We start from the raw sequence: 16148 nt of genomic DNA, 5'->3' as shown, positions 1-16148 counted from the left end.
TGCAGCGCGCCAATGCACAACTGCCACAATCGGTAGCGCCAAAAGTGATCTAATCGGCTTGGCGTTCCGTAGAACAGTTGATCGACCACGCTTACCGGACAGGAACCACGCGTTGCAGAACCAGAACTCATACGCATCCTTCATGCTGGATCATGCGGCAGGGAACCACGACGGAGCGCTCGCGCTTGCGGGAGACCTTCACATGTTGCTCAGCCCGACAGGGGCCGAAACGGCGCAACTCTTGTCAATCGTCGGCGGCGCCCTGCTCGAGAGAGATCCGCAATCGGCTGGAGTTCCGACAGCACAAACAAATTGGCGGCGTACGTCTCGAAGGCACACCCTCACCGCCGGGGAGCTTCTGGCGATGTCCGACGAAAACCTGCCATGGAAGCGAGGCGTATCAGGAATCGCTTACGCGAACACTGCTACCCGCGGCGCCAAGTTCATCAAGCTCGAGCCCGGACAGTCAACACCGATGCATGGTCATGGTGCGATGGAGGCGACCGTCGTGCTCAAGGGACGCTTCAGTGATGGACATGGTGTCTATTCGCGAGGAGACCTGGTGCTGGGTGAACCGGGCATGCGGCACAAGCCAGCCGCTGTGGGTGACGTGGCATGCGTCTGTTTCGTCGCGGAAACAAGTAGCTCGCTCTGGAACCTGTTCAGATGATCCGCCTTGCCCTCCTTGGTCTCTCGTTGACCCTTCTTGCCACCCCCGCAACGGCCGACAATAGCCCCGGCTCCACCGCTGGCACCGCCGTTCGGCTGCCTGCATGGACCCCGAAAGATGGCGACGAGATCATGTTCCAGGTGCTCCGCAAGGGTCAGCCCTTCGGCACTCATACTGTGTCGTTCGATATCGCACCCGATGGCACGCTGAAGGCAAGGACTGGTGTTCGCCTCAAGGCAGGCCTTGGACCGATTACGTTATTTCACTATGCGCTGACTGCCACTGAAACCTGGCAAGACGGCGAGCTTGTCGCGCTTGATGGCGTGGTCAATGACAACGGCAATAATGGTTCGGTCAGCGCCGCGCGCGTCGGCAATGCGCTTGATGTCACCGGAACGGAATACACTGGAGAAGTCCCGTTCGGTATTCTCCCGTCAAGCCACTGGAATATTGCGCAGACCCAGGCAATGCAGCTGCTCTCCACAGAAGACGGTGAAGTGATCAAGGTCGAAGTCCTCGACAACGGCCCCGACACCGTGAGAGTCGGAGGCAGAACGGTAGAAGCGCATCACTTTACGATGGATTCGGCCATCGACGTTGATCTTTGGTATGACGCGCAGGGCCGATGGGTGAAGCTCGCGTTCGAGGCCCGTGGCCAGGACATTGAGTACGTGCTGACGAAACCCTACTGATCCGAAAGCAGCCAGTTTATTCAGGTTCGGCAGGCACTGGCTCTTCTTTCTTTTTCTTCTTCTTGAACAGGTCGCCGAGCGCGTCTTTTGCCGCTTGCTCCGCCGCACTTTCGAGCGTGACAGGCGCTTTCGTCTCCGGCTCAGCTGTCGCGGGCGCTGCGCCATTTTCGGGGACTGGTTCTTGCGCCGGAGCGGGCGATGGGCTTGCTGGCACGCCGAGCACCGTCCCGAGAATTTGACCGGCCTCGCCGCCAATTTTGTCGGACAACTGGCCCTTCAGCTTGTTGCCGAGTTCGGCTTTCAGCGCAGACTGGATGCCGGATGTATCCGGAGACACTTTCAGCTTGCTCCAGGATCCGGAGACGCGAACCGGTACCGGTATGCCGTTCAGTTGCACAACGCTGCCGCTACCCTGGCCCGACTTATCGATACTGGTCGCAAGGCGCAGGTCCAGCGACTGGCCACCAAGATTGATTTTGCCGGTCCCGTCGATCCCCAGCACCGGGTTGATCAGCTTCATCAGGTCAACATTTGCCACGCCGTCATTGATCGTGAGCACGGTGTCGAAGCTCGAAAAATCAGTGACGGCGGACGGAGACAGGGCTGACGAAAAGTCCAGGTTCTGCAGGCTTCCCGTCGTGAGCGCCTTCTGCAGGGAATCCGCACTGCGCACGAGTTGTGCGACGTTCAGTCCTTTCAACGACCCGTCCACCAGGTTGGTTGTGACTTTGCCGTCGAGTGCACTCACGATGTCATTGATGGAATGGCCAGAGGCGGCGCCCGTCACCTGGAATCCGCCTGTTCCGCTCAACTTGTCAAATCCTGCAAGTGTGCCGAGCAGGCTCGACATGCCGACACCTGTGCCATTCATCGTGAAGTCCATGGCAGGCGTGGCGCCCTGTGCGTTGACGCCCAGCTTGCCGTTCCAGTCGCCGCCGAAGGCTTTGAACTTCGACAGGTCGGCAGCGAGGATGCCTTGCTTGAGTGTGGCGTCGAGCGCGGCGTCGGTCAGCTTCACCTTGCCAAGCGTCAGCGCGCTCGTCGTGATGTGTACATCAGCGTCTACGGCTTTCAATCCCGCCAGATCCAGCGGTTCCCTGCTCCATCCCGTCCCGGCCTGTTTCGGCTTTGCCGCCTGATCGCCTTCGCCAAGGAAGGGCGACAGGTCGAGCGGTCCCATGTCCAGGTTGCCGGTGATTGTCGGACGGTCGCCGGTCAGATCAATGCCCGCTGTGCCCTTGCCCGTGATGTTGTCGAGCACGAGCGTGAGATTGGTCAGCGACATCTTCTTGAAATTGCCGGCGATCGCGCTGTTCACATTGAATGTCTTGAGTGTGTCACCGGGCGCCATCTCGATATCTGCTGCCTTCAGCAGGGCGCGCAACTCGTTGCTCGCTGCGGCGACCTTGCCATTAATGCTGCCTTCGCCCGCGAGACCCACAGCGCCGGTATAGGTTGCGTTCAACAGCGCGCCTGAATGTTTCACGTCCAGACCGCTCAGGCTGAGCGCGTCGGCGAAGCCTTTGATCGCGCCCTTCAGTTCCACCCGTTCCAGGGCGTCACTTGCAGGAAGATCGAGGCCCATTTGGGTCGCCAGATCGCCAGCCTGAGGCAACACGGCGGAAATTCTGCCGTCAAAAGCCAGCTTTTCGCCGAGCGTAAGGGCGCCTGTATAGTTCGCGTCGATCTGGTTGCCCTTGACCGAAAGGGTTTCAAAACTGATCGCCGGCTGGGTCAGCGCACCAGACAGGCTGGCCTTCACGACCGTCCCGCCAAGCGGCGCGAGGTTGAGCGGCATGTCCACACCGCCAAACTTTGCCAGATCAGCAATGCTCGGTGCCGAAAGAGCCAGGTTGCCTGTGATCGTTGAGGATTCGGCGAGCATGATCTGGCCGGTGAAATCCGTCTTTGCCAGGTCCGAAGACTGGCTGAAGCTGTCGACATCAATCTTCAGCGCCGAGAACGGGCCAGACATGTTGCCTTTCGTCTCTACCTTGCCAAGACGCGAGATATCCATCGGCAGTTCGATACCAGCAAACGCTGCGAACTTTGCCAGCGCGTCTGAACTTGCCGAGAATGCGCCCGACAGGGCCGGCGCGTCACCAAGCGTCACGTTACCATCATAACCAACCGTGCCGAGCGTCGAGTCCAACGCAAAGGCGACGGCGGCTTGTGTGCCTGCTGTCAGGGCGTCCGGCGAATCGAGTTGGAGGTCCACCTCAAACTGCTCACCCTGGAACAGGCCTGATGCTTTTGCCTTCAGAGGCTCGTCGAGAGACTGGAGCGAGGCCTGCAGGTCCAGTTCCTTCACTTCATAGGCGGTGCCGGCCAAATCGTCGCGATAGGATAGGTTCGCATTCTTCAGGCGGGCCGATGCGATTCCCGCGTTGAATCCGCTGCTTGCGCCGTCATCCCCGTCTTCTGGACTGGTTTGCGCTCCAAACGCCCAGTTGGTTGTGCCGTTGGCCAGCTTGTGGAGATCCACATTGGCATCGACAAACGCGATTTCCTGGACATCGACCCGCCGGGACAGGAGGGGCAGCCATTTGACCGAGCCGCGCAATTCACCCGCCTCGATCATGTTCGGACGGTCGAATCCCTCGGGATTGGCTACGGTAACCCCGCCGACACTAGCTGAAATCCTCGGGAACACCGAGATTTTCACGTCTCCTGCGAGTGTTACGTCCCGTTGCAACGCATCAGTCGCGGCCTTTTCGATCTGGGCCTTGTAGACTTCGCCCGGCACTAGAAATGGCACGATCATCGCCGCGACAACGATAAGGCTGACAATACCGGCGATCACGAGCAAGATGCGTTTCATGGATAGGTCCTGTTTCCTGTGTAGTTAGCTAGTACATGTACATTGTGTCGCATGAATGTCGCCTGAAATGCAGATAATCGAACTTGGCCTGACGTTCCTTGCTTGACCGCCATAGTCCCCTTGATTAGAGAGGCGGCTCGCCGCTTTGCGGCTTGAGAAAATACGCGGGTGTAGCTCAGTCGGTTAGAGTGCCGGCCTGTCACGCCGGAGGTCGCGGGTTCAAGTCCCGTCACTCGCGCCATTTTCTTGTATTCTTGACCGAATATCGTCGAACGGGCCGGGGTTTTCCCCGGCCCGTTCGCGATTTAGGGTCGAACGCCCCGCCGCAGGCTCAGGCTCAGAGGGACAAGCCACCGTCCACGATGAGGGTTTGACCGCAGACATAAGCGGCCAGCGGGCTCGCGAGAAAGATCGCGGCGCCCGCCATGTCGCCCGGCAGGCCCATGCGTCCGACAGGAATCGCCCGCAATGCGCCTTCGAGACGCTTCGGATTCTCCGTCGTGACCTTGGTTAGTTTCGTATCGACAAGGCCGGGCGCGAGTCCGTTCACACGAATGCCGTCTGGCGCCCAGGCTTGGCCGAGCGTCTTTGTAAGGCTGACGGCGCCTGCTTTGGACGCTGCGTAGGCGGGATTGCCCACGTTGGCCGAGAAGCCCGATATTGAACTGACAATGATCACTGATCCGCCGGCTTTCGTGAGCATGGGCTTCAACCGCCGCGCACAATGCATCAGGCTGTCCAGATTGACGGCCATGACGCGGTCCCAGCCTTCGCGTTCGAATTCTCCGCGTTTGTAGACAACCGTGCCTTGGCAAAGCACGAGCGAGTCGAGCGTGTCGAACCCGATTTTCGCCGCCTCAATGGCATCGGGATCGCCCACGTCTACCTGCTGGTAGACCAGACCTTCGAGATCGCTCCCGTCTGCCGGATCATAGTCGGTCGCACTGGCGCGCGTGCCCCAAACATGGACTTCCGCGCCGCGTGCCCGGAACGCCTGCGCGATACCGTTGCCGATGCCGCTGGATCCACCGACAACCAGCACGCGCTTGCCCGTGAAGTCTGTATCACCTTGATCCATATTGCTTCCTCCCAATTCAAGTTTTCTTGTTTTCCTGTTTCGTCCAGACGTCAGGACTGTGTTCCCGCGATCAGTTCGAATGAACGCAGGCGAGCCGTGTGATCGTATACATCCGACACGATGATGAGCTCGTCAGCGGCGGTCTCTGCCGTCAGCGCGTCTATCCCTGCGCGAACCGTATCAGGCGATCCGACAATGGAACGAGCGAGCATGTTCTGTGCTTGCGCCTTTTCGGCTGCGGTCCAGTATTCGTCGATACTGTCGATGGGCGGCTGACTGAGGGAGCGCGCACCGCGCAGCAGGTTGGCAAACGACATCTGCTGGGTTGTCGCCAGGCGGCGAGCCTCAGCATCACTTTCGGCCGCGATGATGTTCACACCTACCATCGCATAGGGTTTTTGCAGTTGTTCCGACGGTTTGAAGCGGCTCCGATAGATATGTAGCGCGGACATCAGGTGGGCCGGCGCGAAATGCGAGGCAAAGGCGTAGGGCAGGCCCAACTCAGCTGCCAGCATCGCGCCGAAATGGCTGGATCCAAGTATCCAAACAGGCACATTCGTTCCGGAAGCAGGGACGGCCTGCACGCGCTGACCGGGCTGCAACGGACCGAGGAATGCCTGTAGTTCCATGACATCCTGCGGAAACCGTTCGGCGGCTTCTGCCGTCGTCCTGAGCGCGCGAAGCGTAATCTGGTCTGTGCCGGGTGCGCGGCCCAGGCCAAGGTCGATACGTCCGGGAAACAGGCGTTCCAGGGTGCCAAACTGTTCAGCTATCACGATCGGGGAATGATTGGGCAACATGATGCCGCCGGCGCCAACGCGAATTTTTTTGGATCCCGCTGCTATGTGCGCAATCACGAGCGAGGTTGCGGCGCTGGCAATGCCGGCCATGTTGTGGTGCTCGGCCACCCAAATGCGTTTGTAGTTCCAGTTCTCAGCATGCGCAGAAAGATCGCGGGCATTGTCCATCGCTGTGCGCGCATCCGTGCCCTGGGTTACGCGAACTAGATCGAGAATGGACAAGAGTGGCATTTCGGCCTCCGGCATTGTGACGGGTCGTACCGCAAGGGGAGTGCGGACGCGCCCGTTGAATCCACTTGGGCATCGTTCTGGCCGAAGTCAAAACCCACAGCCGATTGACGTTGCGGCATTCGGCTTCGTTGACGCGGGGCGAACCCGGAAGTGGCAACCGATGACATTGATAAGCCTGTTGGAACACCGTACCTAACGGACGTAGTCGCCCGGCGGGCACCCATTGATACAGATGAAGCGGAGCCTATCATGCCCGGTACAAACGTCCTTTCCGACATTCGCATTGCAGACATGACGACGGTCATTTTCGGTCCCTATTGTACCCAGACATTGGCCGATATGGGCGCCGAAGTCGTGAAGGTCGAACCAGCGGCCGGAGACGATTTCCGAAACGTCGGAAAACCCGTGAACACGCGCAGCATGGGGCCGTGTCACCTCACCATCAATCGCGGCAAGCGCTCGGTTGTCTGGGACCTTAAATCGGACGAAGGCAAGGCCGCGATTACGAAGCTGATCCAGCAGAGCGACGTCTTCATTCACAATGTCCGCGAAGACGCCGTGGCCCGGATCGGACTGACCTTTGACGAGGTCAAGGCGATCAAGCCCGACATTGTCTATATCCACTGCACCGGATTCGGCTCGGAAGGCCCCTATGCAGGCAGGCCCGCCTATGACGACCTGATCCAGGGCCTGTCAGGAACCGCCAGCCTGTTACCACGGGTCGACGGCAATCCGGCGCCGCGATTCCTTCCATTGGCGATTGCCGACAAGGTGTCGGGCCTGCACGCCGTCTATGCGACACTGGCAGCGCTGCGCCAGCGCGATCGCACTGGCGAGGCGGTCCATGTCGAGGTGCCGATGTTCGAATGCGTGACTCACTTCCTGCTGGAGGAGCACCTCTACGGTGAGACATTCGATCCGCCCAACGGTCCGGCCTGCTATCAGCGCCAGGTGGACCCATCCCGCCAGCCGCTCCAGACAGCCGATGGCTGGATTACAATCGCGCCCTATGTCGATGCGCGCTGGATAAGGTTGTTCGACGTTCTCGAGGCGCCGCAGGAATTGCAGGACGAACGCCTCAATGATCGCAGGGGGCGCTATCACAACATGCCCTACATGATGGAGCGTGTGCAGGCCTATCTCAGTGCCAAGCCGACGCAATTCTGGCTGGACGCGTTCACAGCTGCCGATATTCCGGCCGCCCGCGTGAATGATATCAGCGAGTTGCGCGACGATCCCCATCTCCAGGCGGTCGGGTTCTTCCAGAAACGTACCCATCCGACGGAAGGCGGTTATTGGGAGACCCAGCCACCTGTCATCTTCCGGGGTGAAACACGTCGTCCGATTACGCCAGCACCCCTGATCGGCCAGCACACAAACGAAGTTCTGGATGAACTTGGCCTGGGTGAAGTCTCAAAACCCGATGTGGATGCCTGAAACACGACCAGTGGGGGTAAATTTTTCGTCATTGTGGTGAAATTGTTGGGTTTTTGGTGCTAAGATTGCCAGAAAGCAGGTGTGCTGGCTTGCGCGCGTTGCGGACCGGTCCGCACCGAGTCGCTGGCACCACACCGTAAATTGTCACGTCTCAACTGATTTCACTTCGCGTCGGAGGTTTTCTTCGAAGCATCACTAGGCTCCCGCATGAAACATCCGGCAAATTCATGGCGATTGTTCAGGTCGCTCGGCTTGGCGCTAGCTGTCCTCGTGCAACTGGTCGTGGGACCGGTTGCGGCTGCGCAGGCGCGGGGACCGGCGAGTGTTTTCGTGGCAGAGGTCGGCAAACAGGACTTTGCGATGCGGATCGAGGCCCTGGGCACGCTCAAGGCAAATGAACGCGTGGACTTGACGCTCAATGTCGCCGATCGCGTCACGGGCCTGTATTTCGACGATGGTGAGCGCGTGGTAGCGGGCAAAACGCTTCTGTCGCTCGCGCAACGCGAACAGGTCGCGCTTGTTGAGGCGGCGCAGGCCAATTCGGACGAGGCGCGTCGCCAATATCAGCGCGCGATCCAGCTCGCCGAACAGGACGCCATCGCCCAAACGGCGCTTGATGCAGCGCGCCGCGACCTCGACAATGCCAACGCCCAGCTCCGCGCGGTTCAGGTTCGTCAGAAAGACCGTGTCCTCGTCGCTCCTTTCGACGGTGTGCTCGGCTTTCGCATGGTCAGTGTTGGTTCTTATGTCAGGCCCGGCGATGTGGTTGCGACACTCGTGGACGACAGCCAGATGAAGCTCGACTTCTCGGTTCCCTCGACCTTTCTCCGTTCACTCTCCGCCGGAGTGGCGGTCACCGCATCAACGGACGACCTGCCCGGGATGGACTTTTCCGGCACGATCGACAGTGTTGATAATTCCATCGACCCCGTGACGCGGTCCGTGCGCGTGCGCGCGATCCTGCCCAATCCAGACAAGGCACTGAAAGCCGGCATGTTCATGCGCGTGAACATTTCCGCTGATGCGCGCACTGCGCTGTCGATTCCAGAGGGCGCGATCCAGCCGCTCGGCCCAGATAACTTTGTGCTGGTCGCGGAGAGTGACGGAGCCAAGGTGGTTGCCCGGCAGCGCAAGGTCGAGATTGGCCTGCGTCAGGGCGGCAACGTCGAGGTCTTGTCCGGCCTCGAAGAGGGCGAGCGCATTATAACCGAAGGCGCCATTCGTGTGCGCGAGGGCTCTGAAATCGTTGTTCGCGACCGTTCTGCCATCTTGCCGGGCGCATCCGGCAATGGCGCCGCAGCAAACGCGCACTAGCCCGGATGCTGCTGTCAGACATCTCGGTGAAGCGCCCGGTCTTCGCATCGGTTCTGTCACTCATCCTGATCATTTTCGGGATCGTGGCCTACAACCGGCTGCCCTTGCGCGAGTATCCCGACATAGACGCACCTGTCGTATCGATCGATACCCGCTACCCGGGGGCGTCAGCCAACGTCGTTGAAACCCGTATCACCCGTGTGATCGAGGACCGCATTGCTGGCGTGTCCGGTATCAGGTTCATCAACTCCAATTCAACGGATGGCCGGTCCAGTATCAGTATTGAGTTCAGCATCGACCAGGACATCGATGCGGCCGCCAATGATATACGTGACCGTGTTTCGGGCGTGCTGGACCAGCTGCCTCCGGAGGCGGATCCGCCTGAAATCGAAAAGGCCGATGCAAATGATGAGGTGATCATCTGGCTTAACCTCGCCAGCGAGAACCTGACAACGCCCGAATTGTCGGATTATGCGGACCGTTTCCTTGTGGATCGCTTCTCGGCGCTGGATGGGGTGGCCCGCGTCAGGGTGGGCGGGTCACGTGACTATGCGCTGCGCATCTGGATCGACCGGCGCGCGCTTGCTTCACGCAACCTCGCTGTCAGCGATATCGAACGCGCCCTTCGTACCGAGAACATAGAGGCTCCGGCCGGCAGCCTCGAGTCCGAGACACGAACCTTCACAGTCCGCATTGAGCGTGCCTTCCGGACGCCTCAAGAGTTCGCCGGACTGGTCATTGCCCAGGGCGATGACGGCTATCTGGTGCGGCTGGGCGATGTCGCCCGGGTCGAGCGCGGTACGGCGGAGGACCGCAACACGTTCCGTGGCAATGGCGTGCCCATGGTGGGAATGGGCATCGTCAAGCAATCAACCGCGAACACCGTTGATGTCGCCCGGGAGGCGCGTGAACTGGCAGACAGGTTGAACGCGACGTTGCCGGACGGCATGGTCATCGCGCGCAGCTATGACTCATCCGTCTTCATCGATGCCTCCATTCGCGAGGTCTATGCTACGCTGTTCATTGCGGTCGGGCTGGTCACGCTGGTTATCTTCCTTTTCCTCGGAAGCGTCCGATCGACCATCATTCCAGCAATTACGGTTCCGATCTCGATTATTTCGACTTTTATCGTCCTTCTTGCCTTCGGGCTCTCCATCAACCTTTTGACCCTGCTGGCGCTTGTCTTGGCGATTGGCCTGGTCGTGGATGATGCGATCGTCGTGCTTGAAAACATCCACCGCAGGATGGACGAGTTGGGCGAGTCGCCTCTCGTCGCCTCCTATCGCGGCGCGCGCCAGGTCGGATTCGCGGTTATTGCAACGACGCTGGTCCTCATTTCAGTCTTTGTCCCGATCACTTTTCTGCAGGGCAATGTCGGGCGGCTGTTTACGGAATTCGCGCTGGCGATGGCAGCGGCTGTGGCGTTCTCGAGCATCCTGTCGCTCACGCTGGTGCCGATGTTGTCGTCCAAACTTCTCAAGCCACAAGCGACATCGGGCCTTCTCGGTATCATCCCCAGGGTGATCAATGGAGCATTTGCGACGCTCAAGTCTGGTTATGGCTGGGTCCTTGGGAAGCTGATCTACCGGCCAGTCCTTGTATCGGTCATTCTTTGCGGCATCTTTGGCGGGGCCGTGTGGCTCTACCAGCACATCGACGAGGAATACGTCCCCCGCGAAGATCGCGGCAGCTTCTTCATAAGTGTACGGGGCGAAGAGGGGGCGTCGTTCGATTACATGTCCACCTATATGGACGAGATCGAACGCCGGCTGCTTCCCTATGCCGACTCGGGTGAAGCGACCCGCCTTTTGGTACGTGCGCCCGGGTTCGGATCGTCGGGGTTCAATGAAGGGTTTGTCATCGTCGTCCTCGACGATTGGGCTAACCGCCGGCCGGCCGACACGATCGTTCAAGAGATCAACGGAAAGCTTTCGGACCTGCCGGGCATCCGCGCCTTTGCCATCATGCGGCAGGGGCTTGGTGGTGGGAATGGAAAGCCCATACAGTTCGTCATTGGCGGGCCTTCCTACGATGAATTGACCCAGTGGCGCGATACGTTTGTTGCGGCACTCGAAGCGGACAATCCGGGACTGGTCGACATTGATTGGGACTATAAGGAAACACAGCCGCAATTCCGGATTTCGATTGATTACGAGCGTGCTGCCGATCTTGGAGTCACCGTTTCCGAGGTTGGAAGCACGTTGCAGACCATGCTCGGTTCCAGGCGTGTCACGACCTATACCGACAATGGCGAAGAGTATGATGTCATCCTCGAAGGCCTGCGGTCGGACCAGAACACGCCAATGGATGTCCAGAACATTTATGTTCGCTCATCACGTTCCGGTCAGCTGGTCCCTCTGTCGAGTCTCACCACGATCAGGTCGATTGCCGACAGCCCCAGTCTCAACCGTTACAACCGCGTCCGATCGATCACAATCGAGGCAGGCCTCGCCCCGGGTGTGTCCCTTGGTACGGCCTTGAGCGGAATGGAACGGGTTGCGCGCGAAGTGCTGCCCGCCGGGGCCCAGATCGACTTCAAGGGCCAGTCGCTCGACTTCAGGTCGTCGGGAGCCTCGATCCTGTTCGTGTTCGCGATCGGACTGGTTATCGTCTTCCTGGTCCTGGCGGCCCAGTTCGAAAGCTACCGACACCCGATCATCATCATGCTCTGCGTTCCTGCGACGATTGCCGGGGGGCTGCTCGGCCTTTGGCTGACGGGCAATACGATCAATATCTACACGCAGATCGGGCTGATCATGCTGGTCGGCCTGGCGGCGAAAAATGGCATCCTGATCGTCGAGTTTGCCAACCAGTTGCGTGACGAAGGGATGGATTTCGATGAGGCGTTGCGTGAAGCATCCCTTGCGCGGTTCCGCCCTATCGTCATGACGGGCCTGACGACTGCAGCAGGATCGCTTCCCCTTATTCTTTCCGAAGGAGCGGGGGCCGAAACCCGGCAGGCAATCGGCGTGGTGATCTTGTTCGGCGTCATTACGGCTGTCATCATCACTGTCCTGTTCGTGCCGACGGCTTATGCGCTGTTCGCGCGCAAGTCGGGATCGCCCGGCGACGTCTCGCGCAAGCTTGAACGGGAATCGGAAGAGGCGGATCTGGCAGGCACGCCGGCGGAATAGGAAAGATTATCGCCTGGTCGCGCCAGTTCTTGCAGGCAAGACGCCGGAATATCCAGTTTGTTGGCATTCGGTAGGCCAAGATGCCCAAGCATGCGTCTATTGGCAGTTGTTTCCTCTTTTTTGAGGAGAATTGGTTTGTATTTCTACGGGTACAAACAAGAAAATCGCTCCTGTTGAACAAATTTCCAGCGGGGCGGAACCGATATTCATGTCAAATCGCGACACCAAAAAGGCGTCAATCGTCGGGCAATGCGTTCGGAGCCACGATGAAGGCGCATGAACAGTCGAAGCCGACATCAGCATTGGAAATTCTGCTCGTGGACGACGATGCCGACCGCGGAAGAATATTCGAAGCGGGGTTGGCTGAAAAGGCGGTCGTCCATCGGATCAGCGAACTGACGACTGCCGCAATAATGGCCGCGACCGATACCCACGCGGTCGACGTCCTGATCATCAGCAGGCAGTTGCCAGACGATTCAATGATCAAGACCATTGAGGAATTGTCGAGGGCTCGGCCCATGCCGATCGCCGTCTTCGTTGAAGCGGACCAAAACGATATTGCGCGACGCGCCATACGCGCCGGAGCGAGTGGTTACATCGTCAAAGGACTGGCTTCTGATCGCGTCGCGACAGTCGTCGAAGTAGCGATTGAACGCTTCCGGCTGACCGATGCACTGCTCAAGGAGCTGACAAAATCGAAAAGCGACCTTGAAGCGCGAAAGCTCATCGAACGTGCCAAGGGTTTGCTTATGGAGCAACGCGGCGTCTCCGAACATGCGGCCTACGAGGCCCTCCGCAAGATGGCGATGGCACGGGGGAAACCTGTGCGGGAAATCGCCGAAACAATCGTCGCGATCGACAACATGCTCCCTTGATCTGCAATTGTTGCTCAAGATGACGGATATCCCATTTGGCCAAGCCTGGCGCGCCGCTATGTGCTGATGCATTGAGCGGGAAGATTGCTGCGCTGCATCAATCGTGTGCGCTTGGCGCGGCAGATCTAGGAATTGCGCAGTTTTTTGTTTGAAGTCTGCCATTCAGCGGTTCTGCTGGATTCAAGTTCAACGATGAACCCAAGAAGCGGCCCAGTGGCGGGCCGGTCGTGCCTTTCGCCTTTGGCGAATTCTCAAAATTCAAAACGGGATGTCAGCCATCTCGCACTGGTTTCTCCGGCGGATCGTCAAACGGTCGTCAGTCTGGGGAGGGTTCAACTATCCGCTTTGGCGGATGGGGTCGCGTTGCCTGAAAGCAGCGCAGCAACAAGGGGTAGTAAAAATGAAACATTCGTTTCGAACATATCTGATGTCGGGCGCTTTCCTCGCGGCAGGTAGTCTGACAGTCACTGCGCAGGAGCTCGCGATGACAGATGCAGTCTCCGTTCAGGAAACCGTGACTGTTACCGGCGCAAGGGGTAAGCCGCGTTCGGTCGCAAATTCGCCTGTGCCGATCGATGTCCTTGCCGAGGACGAGCTTTTGGATGTTCCTTTCACGGATGCAAATGACATCATCAAGACGCTCGTTCCATCCTATTCGCTCAGCCGGCAGCCGATTTCCGATGGAGGTACATTTGTCCGCCCGGCTACGCTTCGAGGCATGCCAACCGACAAGACCCTGGTTCTGGTAAATTCCAAGCGGCGTCACAGGGCTGCACTCGTCCAGATCGGTGGTTCGGGATCTCAAGGGCCGGATATCGCCACGATCCCCGCCATTGCGTTGAAATCAGTGGAGGTTTTACGGGATGGCGCTGCTGCGCAGTACGGTTCTGATGCTATTGCCGGCGTTATCAACTTCATACTCAAGGACAATCCTGAAGGCGGGGCATTCTCCGCGGAAGTCGGGGAGTATTATGAAGGTGATGGTCTCCAGACGACGCTTGCAGGAAATTTCGGCATGTCATTGGGGGGGCAGGGTTTCCTGAGCGTGTCGGGTGAATATAGCAAGGCCGACGCCACGATCCGTGGTGAGCAATATTGTGAATCCTGGTTCTGTGTTGATCCCGGCAGCCCGGATTTCGACGCGACGGCTGGTTACGCCGCTTTCCTGACGCCGGAATATCTTGCTGCTGTGGATGCGCAGGGACCGGTCGTCCAGCCTTGGGGCCAGCCAAACTCGGAAGCGGTCCGATTGTTCTTCAATGCGGGGTATCAGCTCTCCGACTCAATGGAAGTCTACGCTTTCGGGAACTATTCCGACAGCACCGCAGATGGCAGCTTCTTCTATCGGTACCCCGGTAACGGAACCATTGAAGACCTTCGGGTCGAAGACGGATCGATCTACAGCCCGCTTGAAAAGTTCCCGGGCGGTTTTGCGCCGCGCTTCTTTGGTGACGTAAAGGACATCTCCATGGTTGGCGGCCTTAAAGGCGAGCTCGACAATGGTATCACCTATGACCTGAGTGGACGGTCGGGAAAGAGTGAAATCGACTACACGCTTTCAAACACGATCAACCCGTCGCTGGGGCCGGATTCTCCGACATCGTTCAAGCCCGGCGACCTGATCAACAAGGAGACCCAATTCCAGGCAGACTTCACCACGGAGTTCGAGGTCGGCATGAATAGCCCGTTACTGTTTGCCTTTGGTCTCAGCTATCTTGATGAGTCCTATGAGATTGTTGAGGGTGGAGCAGATTCCTACGCGGTTGGACCATACGCAACATCCGATCCTTGGGGCTTTTGTAATGCCATGGCGCCCACTGCCGCCGGACTGGCCGTCATAGCGAACGGTTCCACTCTAGACTGTTCAGATTCATCGGACCCGGTCTATAGGGTTGTCGGTGTAGGATCGAATGGTTTCCCGGGTTATTCTCCTGAGTTTTCTGGTGAGTACAAGAGGGAATCCAAGGCGGCATATGTTGACCTCAGCGCAGATGTAACAGACCGGCTATTCCTCCAGGGTGCTGTACGTTACGAAAATTATTCGGATTTCGATGCCGAAATTGTCGGCAAGGTTGCTGGCCGTTTCGAGATTAGCGACTATTTCGCCTTGCGCGGATCGGTCGGGACGGGGTTCCGTGCGCCTACGCCAGGCCAACAGGGCACGACCAACGTATCGACACGCCTGCCCAACGGGTTCCCGGTTGCCACCGGATTGTTCCCGGCTGGGGGTGTGGTTGCTCAAGCCCTCGGCGCATCGCCACTCGATCCGGAAAAGTCACTGAACTACACGTTTGGTGCGACGAGCACATTCGACAAGTTTACACTCACAGTCGATTACTACCGGATCGTCCTGGAAGACCGCGTGAACGCCATTTCCACCCAGTCCGTATCGACCGACCCTTCGGCCGGTACGGCTTATGACAACTATCTGGCGCTGGTCGGGGCAGGCGTTGCCGGAGCAGAATCCATTGGCGGCGTTTTCTATTTCGCCAATGCGTTCGACACGATTACCGAAGGTGTCGATATCGTCGGCACGTATACGATGCCATGGTCGAGCGGCGCGACGACGAGCTTTACAGGATCGGTCAACTATAACACGACCGAATTCGACGGAAGCGTGGCGAACTTGTTCAATGCCGAAGACCAGTTCGACTTCGTCAATATGGACCCTGAATGGAGAGGTGTCTTCACGCTGAGGCACGAAGCAGGCCCCTTGGGGCTGCTCGCTCGTGCCAGCTATTACGGCTCGTATGAGAACTCCAATGGCAGCAGCACGATCACCGCGATTCAGGAGTTTGACCCGAAAATACTGATCGATCTCGAAGCATCCTATAAATTCAAGGACGCCTACCGGATCGCAGTCGGGGCCCGCAACGCGTTTGATGAATACCCTGACCCGGGCACAATCGGGGAAACTTGCTGCGGTCGGATCTACCGTTCAGATTCCGTCGTCGACTGGCAGGGGGGGTACTACTACGTCAAGGGCTCTGTAGAGTTCTAGCCGATGTCCGGCGTTATCGGGATGCTTGAAGCAAAGCCCCCGATGCCCAGCGGCAGGGGACGGCCCAAGCCGTCCCCTGCGTGCTTTGAACGCGA

Annotated in this window: 10 protein-coding genes and 1 tRNA gene; 8 read left to right on the top strand and 3 right to left on the bottom strand. The window is 58.7% G+C overall.

What is annotated here, in order from left to right:
- Positions 1 to 142: 142 nt before the first annotated feature.
- Both AC0L7I_RS13625 and AC0L7I_RS13620 read left to right on the top strand, forming a co-directional pair.
- Positions 143 to 670 (top strand): cupin domain-containing protein, encoded by a 528-nt coding sequence (locus AC0L7I_RS13625; RefSeq protein WP_473396967.1) that lies wholly within the window; start codon positions 143 to 145, stop codon positions 668 to 670.
- Positions 667 to 1362 (top strand): DUF6134 family protein, encoded by a 696-nt coding sequence (locus AC0L7I_RS13620; protein ID WP_473396966.1) that lies wholly within the window; start codon positions 667 to 669, stop codon positions 1360 to 1362. Before AC0L7I_RS13625 ends, AC0L7I_RS13620 begins: the two co-directional genes overlap by 4 nt.
- A 16-nt stretch (positions 1363 to 1378) precedes the next feature.
- Here AC0L7I_RS13620 and AC0L7I_RS13615 read toward each other — a convergent pair whose 3' ends face one another.
- Positions 1379 to 4183: an AsmA family protein gene (locus tag AC0L7I_RS13615; RefSeq protein WP_473396965.1), complete on the bottom strand. Its 2805-nt coding sequence runs from the start codon at positions 4181 to 4183 to the stop codon at positions 1379 to 1381.
- A 164-nt stretch (positions 4184 to 4347) separates the two neighbouring features.
- On the opposite strand from AC0L7I_RS13615, the gene AC0L7I_RS13610 reads away from it, so the two are divergent.
- A tRNA-Asp gene (locus AC0L7I_RS13610) sits at positions 4348 to 4424 on the top strand.
- Positions 4425 to 4520: 96 nt separating this feature from the next.
- On the opposite strand, the gene AC0L7I_RS13605 is transcribed toward AC0L7I_RS13610, so the two are convergent.
- Both AC0L7I_RS13605 and AC0L7I_RS13600 read right to left on the bottom strand, forming a co-directional pair.
- A complete protein-coding gene (locus tag AC0L7I_RS13605) occupies positions 4521 to 5261 on the bottom strand; it encodes an SDR family NAD(P)-dependent oxidoreductase (protein WP_473396964.1) in 741 nt (246 codons plus the stop codon).
- Between the two features lie 50 nt (positions 5262 to 5311).
- Positions 5312 to 6292, bottom strand: coding sequence for an LLM class flavin-dependent oxidoreductase (locus AC0L7I_RS13600; protein ID WP_473396963.1), 981 nt, complete (start codon positions 6290 to 6292; stop codon positions 5312 to 5314).
- Between the two features lie 249 nt (positions 6293 to 6541).
- Here AC0L7I_RS13600 and AC0L7I_RS13595 point away from each other — a divergent pair, with 249 nt between their 5' ends.
- The 5 genes from AC0L7I_RS13595 to AC0L7I_RS13575 all read left to right on the top strand — a co-directional run bounded on the left by AC0L7I_RS13595 (position 6542) and on the right by AC0L7I_RS13575 (position 16053).
- The gene (locus AC0L7I_RS13595) at positions 6542 to 7729 is read left to right on the top strand and encodes a CaiB/BaiF CoA transferase family protein (RefSeq protein ID WP_473396962.1); all 1188 of its coding nucleotides are present in this window, start codon (positions 6542 to 6544) and stop codon (positions 7727 to 7729) included.
- 207 nt (positions 7730 to 7936) lie between these two features.
- Complete coding sequence (locus AC0L7I_RS13590; protein ID WP_473396961.1) at positions 7937 to 9043, top strand: efflux RND transporter periplasmic adaptor subunit; 1107 nt, start codon at positions 7937 to 7939, stop codon at positions 9041 to 9043.
- Between the two features lie 5 nt (positions 9044 to 9048).
- Complete coding sequence (locus tag AC0L7I_RS13585; protein ID WP_473396959.1) at positions 9049 to 12177, top strand: efflux RND transporter permease subunit; 3129 nt, start codon at positions 9049 to 9051, stop codon at positions 12175 to 12177.
- 266 nt (positions 12178 to 12443) lie between these two features.
- On the top strand, positions 12444 to 13052 hold the full coding sequence (locus AC0L7I_RS13580) for an ANTAR domain-containing response regulator (RefSeq protein ID WP_473396957.1): 609 nt from the start codon (positions 12444 to 12446) through the stop codon (positions 13050 to 13052).
- 400 nt (positions 13053 to 13452) lie between these two features.
- Positions 13453 to 16053 (top strand): TonB-dependent receptor plug domain-containing protein, encoded by a 2601-nt coding sequence (locus tag AC0L7I_RS13575; protein WP_473396956.1) that lies wholly within the window; start codon positions 13453 to 13455, stop codon positions 16051 to 16053.
- Positions 16054 to 16148: the final 95 nt, after the last annotated feature.

This window comes from Hyphomonas sp. J20-32 (assembly GCF_055808555.1).
The sequence above is the reverse complement of the archived record's forward strand: the minus strand, read 5'-3'. Positions and strand labels throughout refer to the sequence as shown.

What these genes read in the sequence shown, in the direction of transcription:
- AC0L7I_RS13605 (WP_473396964.1), bottom strand. Translation starts at nt 5,261, where the DNA reads ATGGATCAAGGTGATACAGACTTCACGGGCAAGCGCGTGCTGGTTGTC.
- AC0L7I_RS13580 (WP_473396957.1), top strand. Translation starts at nt 12,444, where the DNA reads ATGAAGGCGCATGAACAGTCGAAGCCGACATCAGCATTGGAAATTCTG.
- AC0L7I_RS13575 (WP_473396956.1), top strand. Translation starts at nt 13,453, where the DNA reads ATGAAACATTCGTTTCGAACATATCTGATGTCGGGCGCTTTCCTCGCG.
- AC0L7I_RS13625 (WP_473396967.1), top strand. Translation starts at nt 143, where the DNA reads ATGCTGGATCATGCGGCAGGGAACCACGACGGAGCGCTCGCGCTTGCG.
- AC0L7I_RS13590 (WP_473396961.1), top strand. Translation starts at nt 7,937, where the DNA reads ATGAAACATCCGGCAAATTCATGGCGATTGTTCAGGTCGCTCGGCTTG.
- AC0L7I_RS13585 (WP_473396959.1), top strand. Translation starts at nt 9,049, where the DNA reads ATGCTGCTGTCAGACATCTCGGTGAAGCGCCCGGTCTTCGCATCGGTT.
- AC0L7I_RS13620 (WP_473396966.1), top strand. Translation starts at nt 667, where the DNA reads ATGATCCGCCTTGCCCTCCTTGGTCTCTCGTTGACCCTTCTTGCCACC.
- AC0L7I_RS13600 (WP_473396963.1), bottom strand. Translation starts at nt 6,292, where the DNA reads ATGCCACTCTTGTCCATTCTCGATCTAGTTCGCGTAACCCAGGGCACG.
- AC0L7I_RS13615 (WP_473396965.1), bottom strand. Translation starts at nt 4,183, where the DNA reads ATGAAACGCATCTTGCTCGTGATCGCCGGTATTGTCAGCCTTATCGTT.
- AC0L7I_RS13595 (WP_473396962.1), top strand. Translation starts at nt 6,542, where the DNA reads ATGCCCGGTACAAACGTCCTTTCCGACATTCGCATTGCAGACATGACG.